Source organism: Butyricicoccus faecihominis, assembly GCF_024462775.1.
Classification (GTDB): domain Bacteria; phylum Bacillota; class Clostridia; order Oscillospirales; family Butyricicoccaceae; genus Agathobaculum; species Agathobaculum faecihominis_A.
Window position 1 is genome coordinate 208,606 of sequence record NZ_JANGCE010000001.1, and the last position, 19,477, is coordinate 228,082.

Genomic DNA, 19,477 nt, shown 5'->3' on the forward strand with positions numbered 1-19,477 from the left:
AGCGCCAGAACTGCGGTGCAGCCGGTATCGCAGTTGACGAGGAAAGGGTAAATCGAAGTTTTCGGCGGATGCCCTTCGGCCACGAGTGAGTTGGTCGTCAGCAGGCTGAGGAAAACGCGCGGGCGACCGCGCGGACAGAGCAGACCTGCGTAACGCACTATTTTTATGCCCAAAATTAAAAAACTGCGCGAAATTAAATCATTCGTATATTGAGAGGATCATTTATAATATGTGTGGAATCGTTGGATTTACCGGGCGCGAAAACGCGCTGCCTGTATTGATCAAGGGCCTGTACAGTCTGGAATACCGCGGCTATGACTCGGCCGGCGTCGCGGCATTTACGAAGGAAGGGCTGCGCGTCGTCAAAACCCAAGGCCGTATCGCGAATCTGGAAGAAAAGATCAAGGAAGAGGGAGGGCTTTGCTGCACCTGCGGCATCGGCCATACCCGCTGGGCGACCCACGGCGAGCCGTCCGACCGCAACTCTCACCCGCATCTCGGCGGTAAGGACGGTATGGGCAAGGTCGCCGTGGTACATAACGGCATTATTGAAAACTATCAGGATCTGCGCACGCGTTTGGAAAAGCATGGATACGCGTTCCAGTCCGAGACCGATACCGAAACCGTTGCCCACCTGATCGACTATTTGCACACCGGCAAGCGAGAGGATCTGGCGCAGACCGTGCTGGCCGCCGTGCAGCGCATTCGCGGTTCCTATGCGCTCGGCGTCGTTTCGCTCGATAATCCGGATGAGATCGTCGCCGCCAGACGCGATAACCCGCTGGTCATCGGTTTGGGCAAGGAAGAAAACATGATCGCGTCCGATATCACCGCCATCATCAGCCGGACCGACCGGTACATTATTTTGGACGATAACGAGGTGGCGATCGTCCGCCCGGACGGCGTTACCGTGATGAACGAGTTCGGCGAAACGCTCGATAAGCCGGTGCAGACCGTGACTTGGGACATGTCCGCCGCGGAAAAGGGCGGTTACGAGCACTTTATGATCAAGGAGATTATGGAGCAGCCCAAGGCGGTCGGCGACACGGTACGCCCCCGCATCCAGAACGACAGCATTTTGTTCGAGGAGTGCGGCCTAACGGATGAGCGCCTGCGCGAGATCGAAAATATGCATATCGTCGCCTGCGGCTCGGCGCTGCACGCCGGTATGGTGGGCAAGCGCGTGATCGAAAGCATGTGCCGCGTGCGCTGCTCGGCTGAGGTGGCGAGCGAATTCCGCTATGAAAACCCGATCATCGGCAAGAAGGATCTGTGCATCGTCGTCAGCCAGTCGGGCGAAACCGCGGATACGCTGGCCGCTATGCGTCTGGCCAAGCAGGCGGGCGCGTTTACGGTCGCAATCGTCAATGTGGTCTCTTCTACGATCGCGCGCGAAGCGGACGGCGTGCTGTACACATGGGCCGGGCCGGAGATCGCTGTCGCCACCACCAAGGCCTATTCCGCGCAGCTTGCGGCGCTTTATATGATCTCCGTGCGGATCGCGCGGGTGCGCGGCCATATTTCGATCGGCGATGAAAAGGCGCTGTGCGCCGAGCTGCGCCGTTTGCCCCGTTTGATCGAGCAGACGCTTGCCTGCAAGGAACAGATGCAGCGTATCGCCACCCGATACGCCAACCGCGCGTCCGTCTTCTTTTTAGGGCGCGGGCTGGATTATGCCGCCGCGCTGGAAGCCTCGCTCAAGCTCAAGGAGATCAGCTATGTACACTCTGAAGCCTATGCGGCGGGCGAACTGAAACACGGCACCATCTCGCTGATCGAGAAGGGCACGCTCGTCGTCGCGCTCGCCACACAGCCCGCCCTGTTTGAAAAAACCGTGTCCAACATTCGCGAGGTGGTATCGCGCGGGGCAAGCGTCGTTCTCGTCACGACGGACGATTTTACCGGCGACGAATCGGTTTGCCGCCATATCGTGCGTTTGCCCAAGTGCCTTTCGGAATTTTCCGCGTCCCTTTCGATTATTCCGTTGCAGCTTCTGGCATACTATGTAGCGGTGGAACGTAGCTGCGACGTGGATAAGCCGCGCAATCTGGCAAAGTCGGTCACGGTCGAATAAATTAAAGCGTTTTGCCGAAGTTGATTGTCTAATTAGCACAAAAATCAAAATCGAAATTTGGCGGAAAATCAATAGGTTCCACAAAAATTACTTGACAAAATGGATTCTTTCGCCTATAATGAGAAGCGACATGAGAAACGATAAGGAATTTGAGGCATTTGCCGCCCTATCCGATGAAGCTTTGTGCCAAATGGCGCAGCAGGGCAAGGGCGAGGCAACAGAAGCGCTCGTTTCGCGGTATTCCCGGCTGGTAAAGACCTGCGCGCGCCCCTACTTTTTGGTTGGCGCCGACGCGGAGGATTTGCTGCAGGAGGGCATGCTTGGACTGCTCAAGGCGATCCGCGAATACGACGAAGCACAAAAAACGCCGTTCGGCGCGTTTGCGCGCCTATGCGTCACCCGGCGGATCTATACCGCGGTGCGTGCGGCGGCGGCGCTCAAGCACGATCCTTTAAATCGTTCCCTGTCCTTTGATCGACCTCTGTTTGAAGACCTTGCTCAATCGCACACCCGGGTTGCGGCACCGATCGGTGACCCCGAATCGCTGGTGATCGGCAATGAGGAACGGGCGGAGCTGATACGCAGGCTCTATTCGCTCCTGTCTGAATTCGAGGCAAAGGTTTTAACATTGTTTCTAGACGGCCTGTCCTATGAGCAAATGGCCGAAACACTGCATAAACCAATCAAGTCTGTGGACAATGCCATCCAGCGCATCAAGCGAAAATCGGCAGCTATCAAACCCCAATAGGCGATTGCAGGCAAAAGAAGCCTGTACGCAATAAATCTAGGTTCCCGAGGGAACGGTATCAAAGAGAGGTAAAAAGCATGTACGAAGACAAGACTTTAGTATGCAAGGAATGCGGTCAGGAATTTGTATTCACCGCAGGTGAGCAGGAGTTTTACGCAGAGCGCGGCTTCCAGAACGAGCCCCAGCGCTGCAAGAACTGCCGCGATGCCCGCAAGAATGCTGCCCGCGGCCCCCGCGAGTATTTCACCGCAGTCTGCGCTTCCTGCGGCGGCGAGGCGAGAGTTCCGTTCGAGCCCAAGTCCGATCGCCCGGTATATTGCAGCGAGTGCTTCGCCAAGATGCGCGAAGAGGGCTAATTTTTTAGCCTATTACCCGCAAAATCAGCGTCCGAGAGTTTTCTCGGACGCTTTTTTAATTTTTACAAATAAGTATTTCAGACGTGATAAATATGATATTTTGATTGAATTTTCTGTTTTTCTGCGGTATACTATAAGAAATCAAACAAACGAGTTAAGGAGGTTCATCATGGCTGCTGTCACGAAGAAAACCACGATCGGCGAGGTTTTGGCCCGCGATCTGAACACGGCGCCCTTTTTCACGGAAATGGGCATGCACTGTCTGGGCTGTCCGGCTTCGCAGGGCGAAAGCATCGAGGAAGCCTGCATGGTTCACGGCACGAATGCGGACGAGCTGGTTGAAAAGCTCAACAGCTTTTTCGGAGAATAAGCTAGTAGGAAACCGGGCCGGCTAAAGCCGGCCCGGTTTTTTTTGAGGAGACTATGGAAAGTTTGATTTTAACGCCGCGCCTTGACTGCCTTGCATCGCTGGTGCCGCAGGGCGCGCGTCTGGCCGATATCGGCACCGATCACGGCAAGCTGCCGATCAGCCTGCTAAAGGCGGGCCGCGTACGGAGCGCCGTCGGCTCGGATATCGGCGCGGGACCGCTCCGACACGCCGAACAAAACGCGCGGGATCACGGCGTTTCGCTGCCGCTTCGCCTTGCGCCCGGCCTTGACGCGATCGCTCCTGACGAGTGCGATACCGTTTCGATCGCGGGCATGGGCGGGCAGACCATTGCGGAAATTTTGGATGCCGCGCCGTGGGCGATTGGCGGAGGTCATCTGCTGTTGCTCCAGCCTATGACGGGCGCGCCCGAGCTGCGCCAATGGCTGTGGCAAAACGGCTGCCGCATCGTTGAGGAAACGATCTGCCGCGAAGGCGCGCGCCGCTGGTACATTGTGATCAGCGCCCGGGGCGGGGCGGATAAGCGGGAAAAACCGCTTTCCGCCTGCCATGTTTCAACCGCGCTGTTGCGGGCGGCCGGTGCGAAGGAATATCTGGCACACCTGCTGCGCATTGAAACGCGCGCGCTGGCCGGTATGGAGCAGGGCAGCGCGGTCGATGAAGCGCGCCTCGCGGCGCAGCGCGATACCGTTACGGCGCTTCGGGACGCTATGGAGGAATTATGATGATAACCGTACAGGATATCCTGACTTTTTTAGAGGGCTTTGCCCCATACGAGCTTGCGGAAAGCTGGGACAACGTCGGCCTATTGGCTGGCGACCGCGTGCAGCCGGTCTCTTCCGTTCTCTGCGCGCTTGATATTACCGAGCAGGTGGTGGAGGAGGCAGCCGCGCTCGGCGCACAGCTGATTGTGGCCCATCATCCGGCGATCTTCACCTCGGTCAGCCGGGTCACGGCGGATGATACCACGGGCCGCCTGCTGCGCGCGGCGATCCGAAACGAGATCGCGCTCATCTGTATGCACACCAACGCGGACTGCGCGCAGGGCGGCGTAAACGACGCGCTGGCCGCCGCGCTGTTCCTGACCGGCGTATCCAATATGGAAGCCGGGGAAAACGGTATGCTGGGCCGTGTCGGCACGTTGCCGCGCGAAATGCAGCCCGAGGAATTTGTCCGCTACGTCAAGGACTGCCTGAACGCGGGCGGCGTGCGTTACTGCGACGGCGGCCGGGCCATCCGCCGTGTCGCGGTCGGCGGCGGCGCCTGTGGAAAAATGATGGATCAGGCGCTCGCAAAGGGCGCGGAAGCCTTTGTGATAGGCGATTGCAGCTACGACTTGATGCAACGCGCACAGGCCCTTGGCCTGACGCTGGTGGACGCCGGGCATTTTCCAACCGAAAACCCGATGACCGCCGTGTTTGCAGAGCAGATCAGGGGCGCTTTTCCCAAGCTTACGGTCAAAACATCGGCGAAGCACGCCGATTGCATCCAATTTATATAAGGAAGGTTTATTATGCCACTCGACGCAATCTGCCTTGGGGCAGTAGTGCACGAACTGAACGCGGCGCTCACGGGCTGTCGCGTGGAAAAAGTATATCAGCCCGACCGGGACGAGATTGTGCTGCAAACGCGCGGCGTGGGCGGCGCAAAGCGCCTGCTTCTCTCGATCGCGGCGGGCGCGCCGCGCGCGCACTTTATCGAAGCCGCGCGGGAAAACCCCGCCGCGCCGCCCATGTTTTGCATGCTGATGCGCAAGCATGTGCAGGGGGCCAAGATCGCCGCCATTTCCCAGCCCGCGACCGAGCGCATGTTCACCATCGAGTTGGACACCAACGATGAAATGGGCGTGCCCTGCAAAAAGCGCCTGATGTGCGAACTCATGGGCAAGCACTCCAATCTGGTTTTATGCGGCGAGGATGGGCGCGTCATCGATTCGCTGCGCCGGGTGGACGGTGATATATCCGGCAAGCGGCAGGTAATGCCGGGCCTGTTTTACCGCATGCCGCCCGCGCAGGACAAACGCGATCCCTTTGGGCTGACCGGTGAAACGCTGGCCGCCCTGCTGCGGGAGGGCGACCCGGAGGCAGCGCTTGACCGTGCGCTTCTCGGCCTGCTTCTCGGCTTTTCGCCGCTGTTGTGCCGTGAGATCGCGTTCCGCGCGACCGGAAACGTACAGCAGCCCCTGCGCGAATTGACGGAAAAGGACTACCGCGCGATTGCGCAGGCGTTCGACGCTTTTTGCGCCGACGTCAAAGGGGGTCGCTTTTCGCCCACGCTTCTGACCCGGCGCGAGGACGGCGCGGTGTTCGATTTCTCCTGCACGCCCATTGCGCAATACGGCGACTTTTTGCAAACAACGGTGTTTGATAGCTTTTCCGCTTTGCTCGCCGCCTTTTACGAGAAAAAGGGCAAGGCCGAGCGCATGGCGCGCCGCACGCAGGATTTGCGTAAAACCGTACAGAACGCGCGCGACCGGCTGGCGCGTAAAATCGCCGCCCAGCAAAAGGAGCTTGCCCAAACGCACGACCGTGACAAGCACAAGCGCATAGGCGACTTGATCACGGCCAACCTGTACCAGATTGAAAAGGGCATGAACAAGGTCCGCGCGGTGGACTATTACGACGAGACCTGCCCAGAGGTCGAGATCACGCTCGATATCAGGCTTACGCCACAGCAGAACGCGCAGCGCTACTTTAAGCTTTATAACAAGGCCAAAACAGCCGAACAGATGCTCACCGTACAGCTGGCGCAGGGGCAGGACGAGCTGCAATACCTCGACAGTGTGCTTGCCCTGATCGAGGAAGCGGAAAACGAACGCGATCTGGCCCAGCTTCGCGAGGAGTTAACGCAGACAGGCGTGCTCTCCAAAAAGCAGACAAGGAACAAACGCGGTCAGGCGCGGCCCGCTTCGGCTAAACCCTACCACTACCGCACCAGCGACGGGTTTGATGTGTTTGCGGGTAAAAACAACCTGCAAAACGATCTGCTCACGCTGAAAACCGCGCTGAAAAGCGATATTTGGTTTCACACACAGAAAATCCATGGCTCCCACGTCATTCTCGCGGTCGACGGCCGCGAGCCGACCGATCAGGCCATGACCGAAGCCGCGATGATCGCGGCGTACCACTCCAAGGCGCGTACCTCGTCGCTGGTTCCGGTCGATTATACGCCGGTACGTCAGGTGAAAAAGCCCGCCGGCGCAAAGCCGGGCATGGTCATTTATCACGTTTACCAAACGGCGTATGTCACACCGGACGAAGCGGCGATCGAAAAGCTGCGCGTGGAATAAACAGAAAGGAACACCTCATATGATCCTATCCGGTCAAGAAATTTTAAAGCACATCGGCAAGGAGATCAAAATTATTCCGTTTGATGAAAAACGGATCAATCCAAACAGCTATAACCTGTCCTTGGCGGATGAACTGCTTGTCTATGACAACGAAGTGCTGGATATGAAGAAGAATAACAGAGCGCACCGCATTTTTATCCCGGAAAACGGTTTGCTTCTCGAACCCAATCGGCTCTATCTGGGCCGCACGAACGAATACACCTCGACCGATGGCTATGTGCCCATGCTGGAGGGGCGTTCTTCGACCGGCCGACTTGGCCTTTTTATCCACGTCACCGCGGGCTTTGGCGATGTGGGTTTCCGGGGCTATTGGACGCTGGAGATATTCTGCGTGCAGCCCATCCGAATATATCCCAATGTTGAGATCTGCCAGATATACTACCATGATATCCACGGCGAGTATACCCCCTATGAAAGCGGTAAGTACCAGAACAACGTTGGCATTCAGCCCAGCTTGCTGTATAAAGATTTTGAAAAGTCGGTTGAATTTTAAAACAGTGGCCACCGGAATACTTTTTTCCGGTGGCCTTACTGATTGACTATTCTTCCATCAGCTGCATGGCGTTGTAAAGCAGCTCACACGCGGTCTGGCGGGAGATCGCGTCGCTCGGCTGCTGCATTTCGGAAAGGGGAGAGAGCACCTGCAGCCGGTTCAGCGAGCCGATCGCGGATTGCGCCCAATCCATTTCCGTTGAGTGTTCCGAGGCGTAGGCCGCTTCGGCGCCCTGAAGCGTTTCGGTCAGCAGATTATTGACGACAACGCAGGCCTCGGCCAACGTGATCGGATTTTGCCCGCGGATCTCGGCATAGCCGCCCGCGGTACGGTAGCCGCTGACCAACCCGCTGGACGCCGCGGCGCTGACATAGGGCTTGGCCCACGGAGAGAGGCCGCCGTCGTCGGCAAAATCGGTCTGCTCGGTCGGCTCAAGCGGCAGATCGGCCACGGCGGAAGCCATTGCAATGAACTCGCTGCGCGTGATCGGCTGTGCTGGATGGAAAAAAGAGCAGTCGCCGATCTTTTCCCCCGTCATCACGCCGGCTTCGGATAAACAGATGGCCGCGTAATGGGATGGATTGCCTTCCATATCCGCGTAGGTCAGTTTAGAGCGGTTCTTCACCACGGTTACCGTTACCGTGGCGGCGGGTGCGGTATTGCCGTTTTCATCCACCGCGGTGTAAGAAAACTTATCCGTACCGGCCTTTTTACCCGGCGTGTAGCGCAGTACTGCGCCGTCGATCTGAGCCGTGCCTAGTCGCGGCTGCTCGGTTAACTGGTACAAGGCAATGTCGTTGTCCTCGTCGGTCGCGGTGAGCGTCAGTTCGATCGGCACACCCAGACAGGTTTCGCCATGAACGCTTTGCGCAATGGGCGGCGCGCCGTCCGCGGGCACGGTTTTCAATCCCGCGGCCAGCGCATAGCCGGAAAACAGCACGGTGATCGGCAGCAGGACCGCGCAAAACAGCAATTTTTTATCCTTTAACATTGTTATTACACCCCTTGAAAGGTTCTCTTGCCCAAAGGATGCACCAATTTCCCGAAAATCATACGTCAAACATAGTTTATTTCTGCCTATTTATCAAAAAATATAGCGGGAAAGTAAAAACACCGGCAAAAAACTTGTCTAAAACGCTGCATTGTGTCATAATAGCAACAGACAGATATTGCTTTGGAAGGAGATTTTTCATGGAAAATCATCAGTTGATTCTGGTGCTAGACTTTGGCGGCCAGTATAACCAGCTGATCGCGCGCCGCGTGCGCGAACAACATGTATACTGCGAGGTCAAAAGCTACAAGACCCCGCTGAGCGAAATCAAGGCGATGCAGCCCGCGGGCATCATTTTCACCGGCGGCCCCAATAGCGTATACGACGATGCCTCGCCGCGCTGCGGCAGGGAAGTGCTGGAACTCGGCATTCCGGTGCTCGGCATCTGCTATGGCTGCCAGTTGATGGCGCACCTTTTGGCCGGCACGGTATCCGACGCCGCCGAAAAGAGCGAATACGGCAAGACTGAGGTGCGGCTCGACCGCACGAGCACGCTGTTTTCCGATCTGCAAGAAAACGAAATTTGCTGGATGAGCCATACCGACTTTATCGCGAACGCGCCCGAGGGTTTCCGTGTCACCGCGACTACAGCGACCTGTCCGACCGCCGCGATGGAAAACGCGGAAAAAAAGTTGTACGGCGTACAGTTCCATCCGGAGGTCAATCACACGCCGCACGGTACGGATATGCTTCGCCACTTTGTATACGACGTGTGCGGCTGCACCGGCGATTGGACGATGGGGAAATACATCGAAAATCAGCTTGTTTCGATTCGTCGGCAAGTGGGGGACGGCAAGGTGCTTTGCGCCCTTTCCGGCGGCGTCGATTCAAGCGTAGCCGCGGCGCTTCTCAGCAAAGCGGTCGGCCGCCAGTTGACCTGTGTGTTCGTCGATAACGGCCTGATGCGTAAAAACGAAGGCATCGAGGTGGAAGAGGCATTCAAAACCCGCTTTGACGCAAACTTTGTCCACGCAAAGGCGCAGCAGCGCTTCTTAAACCGTTTAAAGGGGCTGAGCGAGCCTGAAGCCAAGCGCAAGGCCATTGGCGAAGAGTTCATCCGTGTGTTTGAGGACGAAGCCAAGAAGATCGGCAAGGTCGATTTTCTGGTGCAGGGCACCATCTATCCGGACGTGATCGAGTCCGGCCTTGGCGATTCGGCGGTCATCAAGAGCCACCACAATGTCGGCGGCCTGCCGGACGTCGTCGATTTCGAGGAATTGATCGAGCCGCTGCGCATGCTCTTTAAGGATGAAGTGCGGCAGATGGGCTTGGAGCTTGGCCTGCCCGAGCATCTTGTTTGGCGCCAGCCGTTTCCGGGCCCGGGTCTGGGCATCCGTGTGATCGGCGAGGTGACCGAGGAAAAACTCGCCATTCTGCGCGAGGCCGACGCGATTTATCGCGAAGAGATCGCGAACGCAGGGCTGGACCGCTCGATCAGCCAGTATTTCGCGGTGCTGACCGATATGCGCTCGGTCGGCGTCATGGGCGACGGCCGCACGTATGATTACACGCTCGCTTTGCGCGGCGTGACAACCACGGACTTCATGACCGCGGATTGGGCGCGCATTCCCTATGAGGTGCTCGACCGCGTATCCATCCGTATTGTCAACGAAGTGGGCCATATCAACCGTATCGTGTATGATATCACCTCTAAGCCCCCGGCAACGGTGGAGTGGGAGTAAAAACGATCCCCCAAACCTTATGTTTAGGTTTGGGGGATTTTTTGACAGGGTTCCGTATCAGCGGTATTGCAAATATTCCATGAAGCGCTTGACCGCTATGGATGCGGAGCGCTGATCCCGTAGGGCCAGACCTATGCTGCGGTAAGCAGGTACCTCCAATTCTTTTGCAACGATGCGATAAGGAACCCGCCTGAGAATCAGCCGGGGCAAAATGCTGATACCGAGGTCGCTTTCCACCATTGACATGATCGCATAGTCATCCCAAGTGGTAAAATGTACGTTAGGCGATATCTTGCACCGCTCAAATATTTCGGAGACCTCAGCTTTTTCGCCTTTTTCTAGCAGCATGAACGGATCGTTGCATAACGCGGCGACCGGGAATCTATCACACCCTGCCAAGGGGTGCGCTTCCGGTAAAATGACGAGCAGCTCGTCCTGCTCCAAGAAAATCGTTTGCAGTTCCGGGTGCGTGGGCAGGCGAAGAAAACCGCAATCGACGCGGCCTGTGAGAATCCACTCCTCGATCTCTTTATAGTCGCCCAGCAGCAATTCATATTCAATGTTGGGATAGTCTTTTTGAAATTCCCGGATGATGTTCGGCAGCCAGTGGGTCGCGACGCTGGAAAAGGTGCCGATCCGGATCAGGCCGGCTTGCAGCCCGTTCAGCTCGTCTACCTGCATTTGCAGCTTGCGGTATTCCGTGCAGACGCTTTGGGCGTGCGGCAGCAGCTTGAGACCGTCGGAAGTCAGGCGAACCCCGGCGCGTCCCCGTTCTAGCAAGATGATCTTCCACTCCTTCTCCAAATCGTTGATCATGCGGCTGATGCCGGATTGGGAATAGCTCAGTACCTCGGCGGCCTTTGTAAAGCTGCCATACTCTACTGTTTTAAGGAACGCCATGTATTTTTGTATGTTCATATCCATGCAGTACCGATCCCCTTTAATATTCGATTTTATCATAGAATATATGAAAAACATTCGCTTTTGTGCTTATAGAGGATATGGTACACTATATCCAAAAGAAATGCAATGGGGAGAGGTACCGAAATGATTTTACAAAGCGCCCTGCAAAGGCTGCGGCCAGTAACCGATCGAAACCAAAAAGAGAAGCAGAGGATCACGGAGCACGCGCACATCAAATATTTTGCCGCACTGCTGTTATTCGGGACAAACGGCATTGTAGCCAGTCATATTGCGCTGACCAGCTATGAAATCGTTCTGCTGCGCACGTTGATCGGTAGTCTGCTGTTACTGATTATTTTCTTGTTTCACAAGGGAAAACTTACTTTTGGGAAACATAAGCGGCAGTTTCTCTTTTTATCCATATCGGGTGTTGCGATGGGCGCTAGTTGGATGTTCCTGTATGAAGCATACCAGCAGATCGGGGTCGGTATTGCGTCGCTGGCCTATTACTGCGGGCCGGTCATTGTTATGGCGCTTTCGCCGCTTTTGTTCGGTGAAAAGCTGACGCCGACGAAAATGATTGGTTTTGTTGCGGTGCTGTGTGGGATCTATCTTGTCAACGGCAGAGCACTGCAAGAGGGCGGTATAGGTTGGGGACTCTTCTGTGGCGGCATGTCCGCAATCATGTATGCGGCCATGGTGATCTGCAACAAAAAGGCTGCATGTATTACCGGGTTGGAAAACGCCATGCTGCAACTCATTTTCAGTTTTATAACCGTAGCCGTTTTTGTTTACGTAAAGCAGGGCTTGTTCATTCGGATAGAAAGCTCGGATTGGGCGCCTATCCTTATGCTCGGCTTACTCAACACAGGAATTGGATGTTACTTTTATTTTTCTTCGATCGGTAAGCTGCCGGTGCAGTCAGTGGCGGTGTGCGGTTATTTGGAACCGCTTTCAGCCGTTGCTTTTTCAGTGCTGCTGCTTCATGAAACCCTGTTGCCGGTACAACTCATCGGGGCGGTGCTAATCATCGGCGGCGCGGTCTTTAGCGAACGCAGTGGAAAAATCGGACAGACTAGATGAACCGCCAAATTCGTCTTATGTATGGGACCCGGCGCAAACAAAGACCGCGTCTACTTGACAAATCGAGCGTATTCATCCACAATGAAGGCAGTTCTATATAAAGGAGTGGCATGAAATTGATCGATATGCAGAAGGACGCCGCCCTAAAAGGCTTGCAGTTGCCCTTTGGCGTGCTTGAGGTTTGGTATCCGGATTCATCTGATTGGGATACGGCGGGTTTTGAGGCGCTGAAGCGGAGGGAGCTGGACGAGATCATGCTTTTGGCGCCTGAGTATGACCGCAAACGAGATTTCAGCGAGGACCCTTATTTTCGTTATTTTCGTAAATTCAAAAAGACCTATCCGGTCATGGCGCAGCTCGAAAGTTTTTTGCTCAAGGGCCGGCCGTTTCCAGAATGGAGCCCCATCAATCAAGTGGCGTTTTTGACTGAGCTGAAAACGCGCGTGCTGCTGGGCACGCATGACGTGGAACGTGTGCAGGGCCCGGTCACACTCTATCGCCCGGCTGCTGAGGAGTCCTTTACCGGCATGGGCGGGCGCGAAAGTCACTCATATAAGGGAGATTTGACCGGTCGCGACGATGGCGGCATTATCCTCAGCATGATCGCCGGACCGGACGAGCGCACCTGTTTACAGGAGGATACGCTGCACCCCGTTTATTTGGTGTTTGCGCCCGAAGACTACCCGGCGGCTCGGGTGGAGAGCTGCCTTGAACAGATTGCGGCGTATGTCCGCGCGCTCGCGCCCGGCGCGCGCATGGAGCGTCTGGTCCTATAACCGCGCCGTCCATGGTGAAACGCTTGCATTCAAAAGAAAAATACGGTATGATTAAATATATTAACCGTATAGAAAGATGGAGGGACTGCAATGAAGCAGGATATGATCGTTATCCTTGACCTTGGCAGCGAAGAAAACCCCAGACTGGCCCGCGAGATCCGCGAGCTGGGCGTGTACAGCGAGATCCACCCGCATGATATCACGGCGGCTGAGCTGGACGCGTTGCCGGGCGTAAAAGGCATTATTTTAAACGGCGGCCCCAACCGTGTGGTGGACGGGGTAGAGATCGACGTGGCAAAGGAAGTTTATAATTACAACGTACCCGTGCTGCTTGCCGATCATAAGGGCGATAAGCCATGGCCCGCGGACGAAAGCGAACGCAAAACCGCGCTGTCCAACTTTGTATTCGACTTGTGCGGCGCGCAGCCCAACTGGAACATGGAAAACTTCATTGCGGATCAGATCGAGCTGATCCAGCGGCAAGTGGGGGATCGCAAGGTGCTGCTGGCGCTTTCCGGCGGTGTGGATTCCTCGGTCGTCGCGGCGCTGCTGATCAAGGCGATCGGTAAGCAACTAACCTGCGTGCATGTCAACCACGGTCTGCTGCGCAAGGGCGAACCGGAGCAGGTCGTTTCGGTGTTCCGCGATGAAATGGACGCGAACCTTATCTATGTGGACGCGGTAGACCGTTTTCTGGACAAGCTCGCGGACGTGACCGATCCGGAGCAGAAACGCAAGATCATCGGCGCTGAGTTTATCCGCGTGTTCGAGGAGGAAGCGCGGAAGCTTTCCGGTATTGAATTTTTGGCGCAGGGTACGATTTACCCGGATATCATCGAAAGCGGCACGAAGACGGTCAAGGCGGTAAAGAGCCACCACAACGTCGGCGGCCTGCCGGAGGATATGGACTTTGCGCTGGTCGAGCCGCTGAAAATGCTCTTTAAGGACGAGGTGCGCGCCTGCGGTGTTGCGCTGGGCCTGCCGGAGAGCATGGTCTACCGCCAGCCTTTCCCGGGCCCCGGCCTTGGCGTGCGCTGCCTTGGCGCGATCACGCGCGACCGTCTGGAAGCCCTGCGCGAAGCGGACGCCATCCTGCGCGAAGAGTTTGACAAGGCCGGTCTAGCCGGTAAGGTGTGGCAGTATTTCACCGTTGTACCGGATTTCAAGTCGGTCGGCGTACGTGATAACGCGCGCTCGTTCGAGTGGCCTTGCATCCTCCGCGCGGTCAATACGGTGGACGCCATGACCGCCACGATCGAACTGATCGATTGGCCGGTATTGCAGCGCATCACCGACCGCATCACCCATGAAGTGCCCGGCATCAACCGCGTTCTGTACGATCTGACTCCCAAGCCGGTCGGCACGATCGAGTGGGAATGACAGTAATATGGCAAAGGGACTTGTATACATCTTAACGAATCCTTGTCTTGATGGTTGGGTCAAAATTGGGAGGACAGAGCGTAACGATATTGAAAGCCGCCTGCGAGAGTTAAATGCCCCGACTAATATCCCGCTATCATATCGTTGTTATGCCGTCTACGAAGTTGATAACCCGATGCTCGTCGAGAAGTACATCCACAGTCTTATAGATAGGGTAGATGGTTCGTTGCATGCACGGGAGCAGCTCGGCAACGGGCGGATTCGTGAACGCGAGTTCTTCCGAATATCGCCTGAAACAGCATATGGAATTTTTTACGATGTTGCAATGCTTAGAAATGATAGGGAAAATTTAAGGCTGTATGTTCCTACACAGGAACAATCGGAAGAAGAAGAAATTGCAGAGAGTAGGACAAAACGAACAAATAATTCATTTAAGCTGTTGGGTCTTTCGATTGGTCAAGAGTTAATATTTATGTTCGATGACAGTATAAGTGTTAAAGTAGCTGACGACAAAAATACTGTCGAATATCAGAATGCACAATATTCTGTATCAGCTCTTGCCCGCAAGCTTTTGATAGAAAAACGAGGCTGGTTGGAGAATACTCACGTCAATGGATGGAGATATTTTGTCAAAGATGGCATTACCTTAAGCGAAATGCGTGAGCGATTGGAAAGTCAGGAAGAATAATTAGACCCGCAAACATCTGAATGTATCAGATGTTTGCGGGTCCTTTTAAATGTCTTGTTGACTTTTGCAGGTCTATATATTATAATGCACTTAGCGACCTGCAAAAGGAGGTGTCAAATGGCCGCAAAAAAAATGGGTCGTCCGACAGACAATCCCAAAGACATTACCATGAAAATACGCTTTGATAGAGATACATCTGAATTACTCACACTATGCAGTGAGCAGATGAACATATCAAGAGCAGAAGTGGTTCGGCGTGGTGTTCGCAAAATGTATGACGACCTAGAAAAAAAATGAAAGGAAGCGGCGCGTCCCTCGACAAAGTTACTCGCCACTTCCCATACGCAGCTACCACAAGGGCAGACCGCATAAATATTATACACTGTGCGGACCGTTCTTGCAAGGCACCTGTGAAGCCAAATTGAAAGGACGGATATAGATATGAACGAAAGCATTATCGATAGTTTATTTTATGGCGGGATCTGTGCGATCAGCCGCCGGGTTGAGCCTGACCCCCAGCGCACTTGCATCAATCGCAAGATCGAAGAAGAGCAGCGCTATTTTATCAGTAAAATGTCGGTGGATGATTGCCAGCGGTTTGAAGCTTTAAACAACCTCTATTCGCAAGCGAATACGCTGGAAGAGCGGGACTGCTTTGGATATGGTCTCAAGCTCGGCGTTATGCTGATGTGCGAGATCTTCGTGCAAGGCGGCGGACCGGAAATTTAGTAGGCTTAAGCTCAAGCGATATTCCGAAGCAGTTCTTCGGCGGATATGCCGAAAAGCTTGGCCAGCGCAAGCAGATTTGACGTGCTGGGGTCCGATGTACCCATTTCCCATTTGGAAACGGCTTGCCTGCTCACCCCAATGGATTCCGCCACAAATTCCTGTGTCATTTTACATCTGGTCCGGTGTGCTTTTAAGGTTTCTCCCAAGGATCTCGCCACCGCCGCTTTTTCCTGCCGCACCTCTTTTGATCGGATGTACTTCAAGAGCGCGCATGTGATCAGGACCCCAAAACCGATGAAAACTCCAACCACAATAATACTGATCACGATCAGAATGAACGAAACTGTCATGATTTGATTTCTCCTCTCTTTATTTTGCAATAGTTTATCAAAAATGCGTGGTTGCATCCACCAATTTTTCCGCAATTTTCGGTTGCGTTTGTGTTGCGAGCGAGCTTTTTGAAAATATGGAGCGCAGCTACTTTCTATTTAATTGCGCAGCGTGTATAATGGATGTGGAATCGATCTTGTAACCAGAGCTGGTATGAACGCGCTGTTGCGGACGCCCGTCTGGGTGGGGAGTGGAAAGCATGACTGCTGACAACCTGAGTGGACTTTTGGACGCACTGTCCGAAACCAGCGTGTATGTCATAGATGAGAATACCCGCGAACTGCTGTACTGTAACCGGCGCTGCCGGGATACCGGACGGGGCAGGGCGGTAATTGGCGCAAAGTGCTTCGATGTATGGCCGGAAAAATGCGCCAGCTGTCCGTTAGAGCAGATCGGATCGAAGCAGACGCACCACGTTGTCTGCTTCGATCCGATTCAGAAAACCACGGTGGATATCACGGCCAACCGCATTCAGTGGAACGATCAAACGCCTGCCGTCGTTGTGACTTCGACCCCGCACCGCTTGAATTTTGAAGAGGCGCAAGGCCCTCAAAAAATAGAGCGCATGTACGCCCAAAGTCTGGTAACTGTTTTTAACGAATGCATTATCGCCAACCTGACCGAGGATTACTACGTCAACTGCCAAAAAGACATGTTGTGGACGGACATTCCGGAACAAGGTAATTTTGGCGCGGAGAACAGGCGATATGCGCAAAAAACGCTGCATCCGGACGATCTGCCGCTTTTTGAAGCGAACTTTTCTAGAGAGGCCATGCTGCGGCTGTTTGGAGAAGGCAAAAAGCAGATCATAAAGCGCATGCGCCGTTTGGTGGACGGCGGCGTTTACCATATGGTGGAGTTCAGCGCCGCCAGAATCGAGCGCTTGGGAGAGGACGAGTGCTGGTGCGTTCTCATTTTTCGCGATATTCAGGAGGAATACCAGCTGGAACAGCAGCGCAATGTCGAGGTGAGCCAGCTTGCCACGGCGGCGCAGACAGCCTATCAGATGGTGATCGCGGTCAACTTAACCAAAAACACCTTTCATATGCTGGAATACGAGCGCGAACAGGTGCCAAAGCCCGGCGACGAAGGCGCTTTTCAGGATCTGATCGAGGCTGAATTGCGCACCGTCCATCCGGAATACCGGGATGAATTTAACAGCAGGTTTTCGCGCAAAGCCCTGATCGATGCTTTTACTAACGGCGAGCGCATCGTTTCCATGCGGGTGCCTCATTTGGGGGAAAACGGAGAATATCGCTGGCATTTCACGCAGGTGGTACGGGTGGAAAGCCCCCATACCGATGATCTGATCGAGATCACGCTTTCGCGCAATATCGATGATGAACGCCGCATGCAGGAAGAAGCGCTGCAAAAGGAGCGCAAAGCCAAGCTTATTCTGGAGGACGCGCTGCAAAAGGCGGAAAACGCCAGTCAGGCCAAAAGCGACTTTCTCTCCAGAATGAGCCACGATATCCGCACCCCGTTAAACGCCATCATCGGCATGACCGAGCTGGCGCAGCTGCATCTGGGCGATACGGGGAAGCAGCGGGATTATCTGCAAAAGATCGCCGATTCCGGCGCGCATCTGCTTGGGCTGATCAACGATGTACTGGATGTAAGCAAGATAGAAAGCGGCGCGGTAGAGCTGACGCACGCTCCCTTTAATCTGCGCGATACCGTGCGGGAAGTGGTTTCCATGGTTCGTCTGGCAACGGAAGGCAAGGGCCAATCCCTATCGGTATATGTAGATAAAACGCTTCATCCGCGCGTGATAGGCGACGCGACGCGGCTGAGCCAAGTGCTGGTCAATATTCTGGAAAACGCTTCAAAGTACACGGAAGCGGGCGGAACGATCTCGCTTTACGTGGATGAACTGAAAAAATGGGAAACAAAAGCCGGCACCTATCGCTTTGTGATAGAGGATACCGGCGTAGGAATGGAGCCTGCATACGTAGCGCATATTTTCGAGCCGTTCAGCCGTGCGGAGGATAGCCGGATCAGTAAGATCGCCGGCACCGGGATTGGCATGACGATCGTCAAAAACATCGTTTCGCTGATGAACGGCGATATCAAGGTAGAGAGCGACTACGGAAAAGGATCGCGCTTTACCGTTACCCTGTGTTTGCCCCGGTGCGACGAAGTAGAGACGGCCCCCCTTACCGAAAGCAGCGCTAAAGAGGCGCTGTCCGCCAGCCTTCGTGTGCTTTTGGTGGAGGACAATGAGCTGAACCGCCAGATCGCCACCGAGATGCTGGAACTGCTCGGTGCGCGCGTGGAAACCGCGGAGGACGGTGCGCAGGCAATAAACGCGATCTGCTCGCATCCGCCGCTGTATTACGATATTGTTTTTATGGATGTGCAGATGCCGGTGCTGAACGGTTATGAAGCCACGCGGGCAATACGGCGCTCCGGCATGGAGCGGATCGACGAGCTGCCGATCATCGCCATGACGGCGGACGCTTTCGCCGAGGATGCGCAGCGGGCGCGCCTTTCCGGCATGAACGGGCACTTGGCAAAGCCGATCTCCATCGACCAGCTGAAAAACGCTTTGATAAGCTGTAGCCGGTGGAAAACCAACCACCAGAACGGCATTTCGTAACAGAAAAAGGGACGCTGCAGCTTGAGCTGAAGCGCCCCTTTTCTGTTAGAGTGCGCGGCGGAGCAACGCTTGTACGAATTGATTGGCAGGCTGTTTGCGGATGGCTTCGGGCGTATCATATTGCAGCGCTGCGCCACGGTCCATGACCAGCATGCGCGTGCCAAGACGCAGCGCTTCGTTGATATCATGGGTGACAAACAGGATGGTGATGCCGGTTTCCCGGTGGATACGGGCGATCTCATCCTGCAAAGAAGCGCGCGTGATCTCATCCACCGCGCCGAACGGCTCATCCATCAGCAGCAGGTCGGGGGAGGCGGCGAGCGAGCGCGCAATGCCGACGCGCTGCTGCTGTCCGCCGGAAAGCTGATCCGGATAGCGCTTGCGCAGCGAGTCGTCCAGACGGACGATGCCCATCCATTTCCGTACAGCCTCCGCCGTGCGCTGTTTGTCTCGTTTGTTCAGTAGGTTCGGCACGTAAGCGATGTTCTTTTCCACCGTCATATGGGGAAAGAGCACGCTGCCCTGTATGGCGTAGCCGATGCTTCGGCGCAGCTTGGTGATATCCGCGCGGCTGACGTTTTCGCCGCCCACATAAACCTCGCCGCCCGTTGGCTCGACCAAACCGTTTACCATTTTCAAAAGGGTCGTTTTGCCGCAGCCGGAGGAGCCGATGATCGTTATGAACTCTCCCTGCGGGATGGCAAGGCTGAAATCCTCAATGATTACCCGGTCGCCATAGGCCATACGGATATTTTTGTATTCGATCGCGTTCATGGTATCTCCTTTTC

At 55.1% G+C, this 19,477-nt stretch carries 20 protein-coding genes; 16 read left to right on the plus strand and 4 right to left on the minus strand.

Annotated features, from left to right (window positions below; genetic code table 11):
• The first annotated feature begins 229 nt into the window (after window positions 1-229).
• The 8 genes from glmS (at window position 230) to dcd (ending at window position 7,408) form a co-directional block, all read left to right on the plus strand.
• Entirely contained in the window at window positions 230-2,074 is a 1,845-nt protein-coding gene (gene glmS, locus NE562_RS01055; RefSeq protein WP_280960533.1) for a glutamine--fructose-6-phosphate transaminase (isomerizing), read from the plus strand.
• 130 nt (window positions 2,075-2,204) lie between these two features.
• Window positions 2,205-2,822, plus strand: a complete 618-nt coding sequence (locus NE562_RS01060) for a sigma-70 family RNA polymerase sigma factor (RefSeq protein ID WP_280960534.1) — start codon at window positions 2,205-2,207, stop codon at window positions 2,820-2,822.
• A gap of 77 nt (window positions 2,823-2,899) precedes the next feature.
• A complete protein-coding gene (locus NE562_RS01065) occupies window positions 2,900-3,178 on the plus strand; it encodes a zinc-ribbon domain containing protein (RefSeq protein WP_280960535.1) in 279 nt (92 codons plus the stop codon).
• A gap of 169 nt (window positions 3,179-3,347) precedes the next feature.
• A complete protein-coding gene (locus tag NE562_RS01070; RefSeq protein ID WP_280960536.1) occupies window positions 3,348-3,548 on the plus strand; it encodes a DUF1858 domain-containing protein in 201 nt (66 codons plus the stop codon).
• Window positions 3,549-3,601: 53 nt separating this feature from the next.
• Complete coding sequence (locus NE562_RS01075) at window positions 3,602-4,291, plus strand: tRNA (adenine(22)-N(1))-methyltransferase (RefSeq protein WP_280960537.1); 690 nt, start codon at window positions 3,602-3,604, stop codon at window positions 4,289-4,291.
• Complete coding sequence (locus NE562_RS01080; RefSeq protein ID WP_280960538.1) at window positions 4,288-5,067, plus strand: Nif3-like dinuclear metal center hexameric protein; 780 nt, start codon at window positions 4,288-4,290, stop codon at window positions 5,065-5,067. The genes NE562_RS01075 and NE562_RS01080 overlap by 4 nt, the downstream gene beginning before the upstream one ends.
• 12 nt (window positions 5,068-5,079) lie before the next feature.
• Window positions 5,080-6,855 (plus strand): Rqc2 family fibronectin-binding protein, encoded by a 1,776-nt coding sequence (locus tag NE562_RS01085; RefSeq protein ID WP_280960539.1) that lies wholly within the window; start codon window positions 5,080-5,082, stop codon window positions 6,853-6,855.
• A gap of 19 nt (window positions 6,856-6,874) precedes the next feature.
• The gene (gene dcd / locus NE562_RS01090; RefSeq protein WP_280960540.1) at window positions 6,875-7,408 is read left to right on the plus strand and encodes a dCTP deaminase; all 534 of its coding nucleotides are present in this window, start codon (window positions 6,875-6,877) and stop codon (window positions 7,406-7,408) included.
• Window positions 7,409-7,454: 46 nt separating this feature from the next.
• On the opposite strand, the gene NE562_RS01095 is transcribed toward dcd, so the two are convergent.
• On the minus strand, window positions 7,455-8,399 hold the full coding sequence (locus tag NE562_RS01095; RefSeq protein ID WP_280960541.1) for an Ig-like domain-containing protein: 945 nt from the start codon (window positions 8,397-8,399) through the stop codon (window positions 7,455-7,457).
• 200 nt (window positions 8,400-8,599) lie between these two features.
• Between NE562_RS01095 and guaA (NE562_RS01100) the strand changes: the two genes are divergently transcribed.
• Window positions 8,600-10,141, plus strand: coding sequence for a glutamine-hydrolyzing GMP synthase (gene guaA / locus NE562_RS01100; RefSeq protein ID WP_280960542.1), 1,542 nt, complete (start codon window positions 8,600-8,602; stop codon window positions 10,139-10,141).
• 57 nt (window positions 10,142-10,198) lie between these two features.
• Here guaA (NE562_RS01100) and NE562_RS01105 read toward each other — a convergent pair whose 3' ends face one another.
• Entirely contained in the window at window positions 10,199-11,065 is an 867-nt protein-coding gene (locus NE562_RS01105; RefSeq protein ID WP_280960648.1) for a LysR family transcriptional regulator, read from the minus strand.
• A gap of 123 nt (window positions 11,066-11,188) precedes the next feature.
• On the opposite strand from NE562_RS01105, the gene NE562_RS01110 reads away from it, so the two are divergent.
• The 6 genes from NE562_RS01110 to NE562_RS01135 all read left to right on the plus strand — a co-directional run bounded on the left by NE562_RS01110 (window position 11,189) and on the right by NE562_RS01135 (window position 15,700).
• Window positions 11,189-12,127, plus strand: coding sequence for a DMT family transporter (locus tag NE562_RS01110; RefSeq protein WP_280960543.1), 939 nt, complete (start codon window positions 11,189-11,191; stop codon window positions 12,125-12,127).
• A 110-nt stretch (window positions 12,128-12,237) separates the two neighbouring features.
• Window positions 12,238-12,903 (plus strand): hypothetical protein, encoded by a 666-nt coding sequence (locus NE562_RS01115; RefSeq protein ID WP_280960544.1) that lies wholly within the window; start codon window positions 12,238-12,240, stop codon window positions 12,901-12,903.
• Between the two features lie 90 nt (window positions 12,904-12,993).
• Complete coding sequence (gene guaA, locus NE562_RS01120) at window positions 12,994-14,283, plus strand: glutamine-hydrolyzing GMP synthase (RefSeq protein WP_280960545.1); 1,290 nt, start codon at window positions 12,994-12,996, stop codon at window positions 14,281-14,283.
• Between the two features lie 7 nt (window positions 14,284-14,290).
• The gene (locus NE562_RS01125; protein WP_280960546.1) at window positions 14,291-14,971 is read left to right on the plus strand and encodes a GIY-YIG nuclease family protein; all 681 of its coding nucleotides are present in this window, start codon (window positions 14,291-14,293) and stop codon (window positions 14,969-14,971) included.
• Window positions 14,972-15,088: 117 nt separating this feature from the next.
• Window positions 15,089-15,268 carry a CopG family transcriptional regulator gene (locus NE562_RS01130; protein ID WP_280960547.1) on the plus strand — a complete coding sequence of 60 codons (180 nt, stop codon included), beginning with the start codon at window positions 15,089-15,091 and terminating at the stop codon, window positions 15,266-15,268.
• 144 nt (window positions 15,269-15,412) lie between these two features.
• Window positions 15,413-15,700 (plus strand): DUF6809 family protein, encoded by a 288-nt coding sequence (locus NE562_RS01135; protein WP_280960548.1) that lies wholly within the window; start codon window positions 15,413-15,415, stop codon window positions 15,698-15,700.
• An 11-nt stretch (window positions 15,701-15,711) separates the two neighbouring features.
• On the opposite strand, the gene NE562_RS01140 is transcribed toward NE562_RS01135, so the two are convergent.
• Window positions 15,712-16,050, minus strand: coding sequence for a helix-turn-helix transcriptional regulator (locus tag NE562_RS01140; protein WP_280960649.1), 339 nt, complete (start codon window positions 16,048-16,050; stop codon window positions 15,712-15,714).
• Between the two features lie 239 nt (window positions 16,051-16,289).
• Between NE562_RS01140 and NE562_RS01145 the strand changes: the two genes are divergently transcribed.
• Window positions 16,290-18,689 (plus strand): ATP-binding protein, encoded by a 2,400-nt coding sequence (locus NE562_RS01145; RefSeq protein WP_280960549.1) that lies wholly within the window; start codon window positions 16,290-16,292, stop codon window positions 18,687-18,689.
• Window positions 18,690-18,734: 45 nt separating this feature from the next.
• On the opposite strand, the gene NE562_RS01150 is transcribed toward NE562_RS01145, so the two are convergent.
• Complete coding sequence (locus tag NE562_RS01150; protein ID WP_280960550.1) at window positions 18,735-19,463, minus strand: ABC transporter ATP-binding protein; 729 nt, start codon at window positions 19,461-19,463, stop codon at window positions 18,735-18,737.
• Window positions 19,464-19,477: the final 14 nt, after the last annotated feature.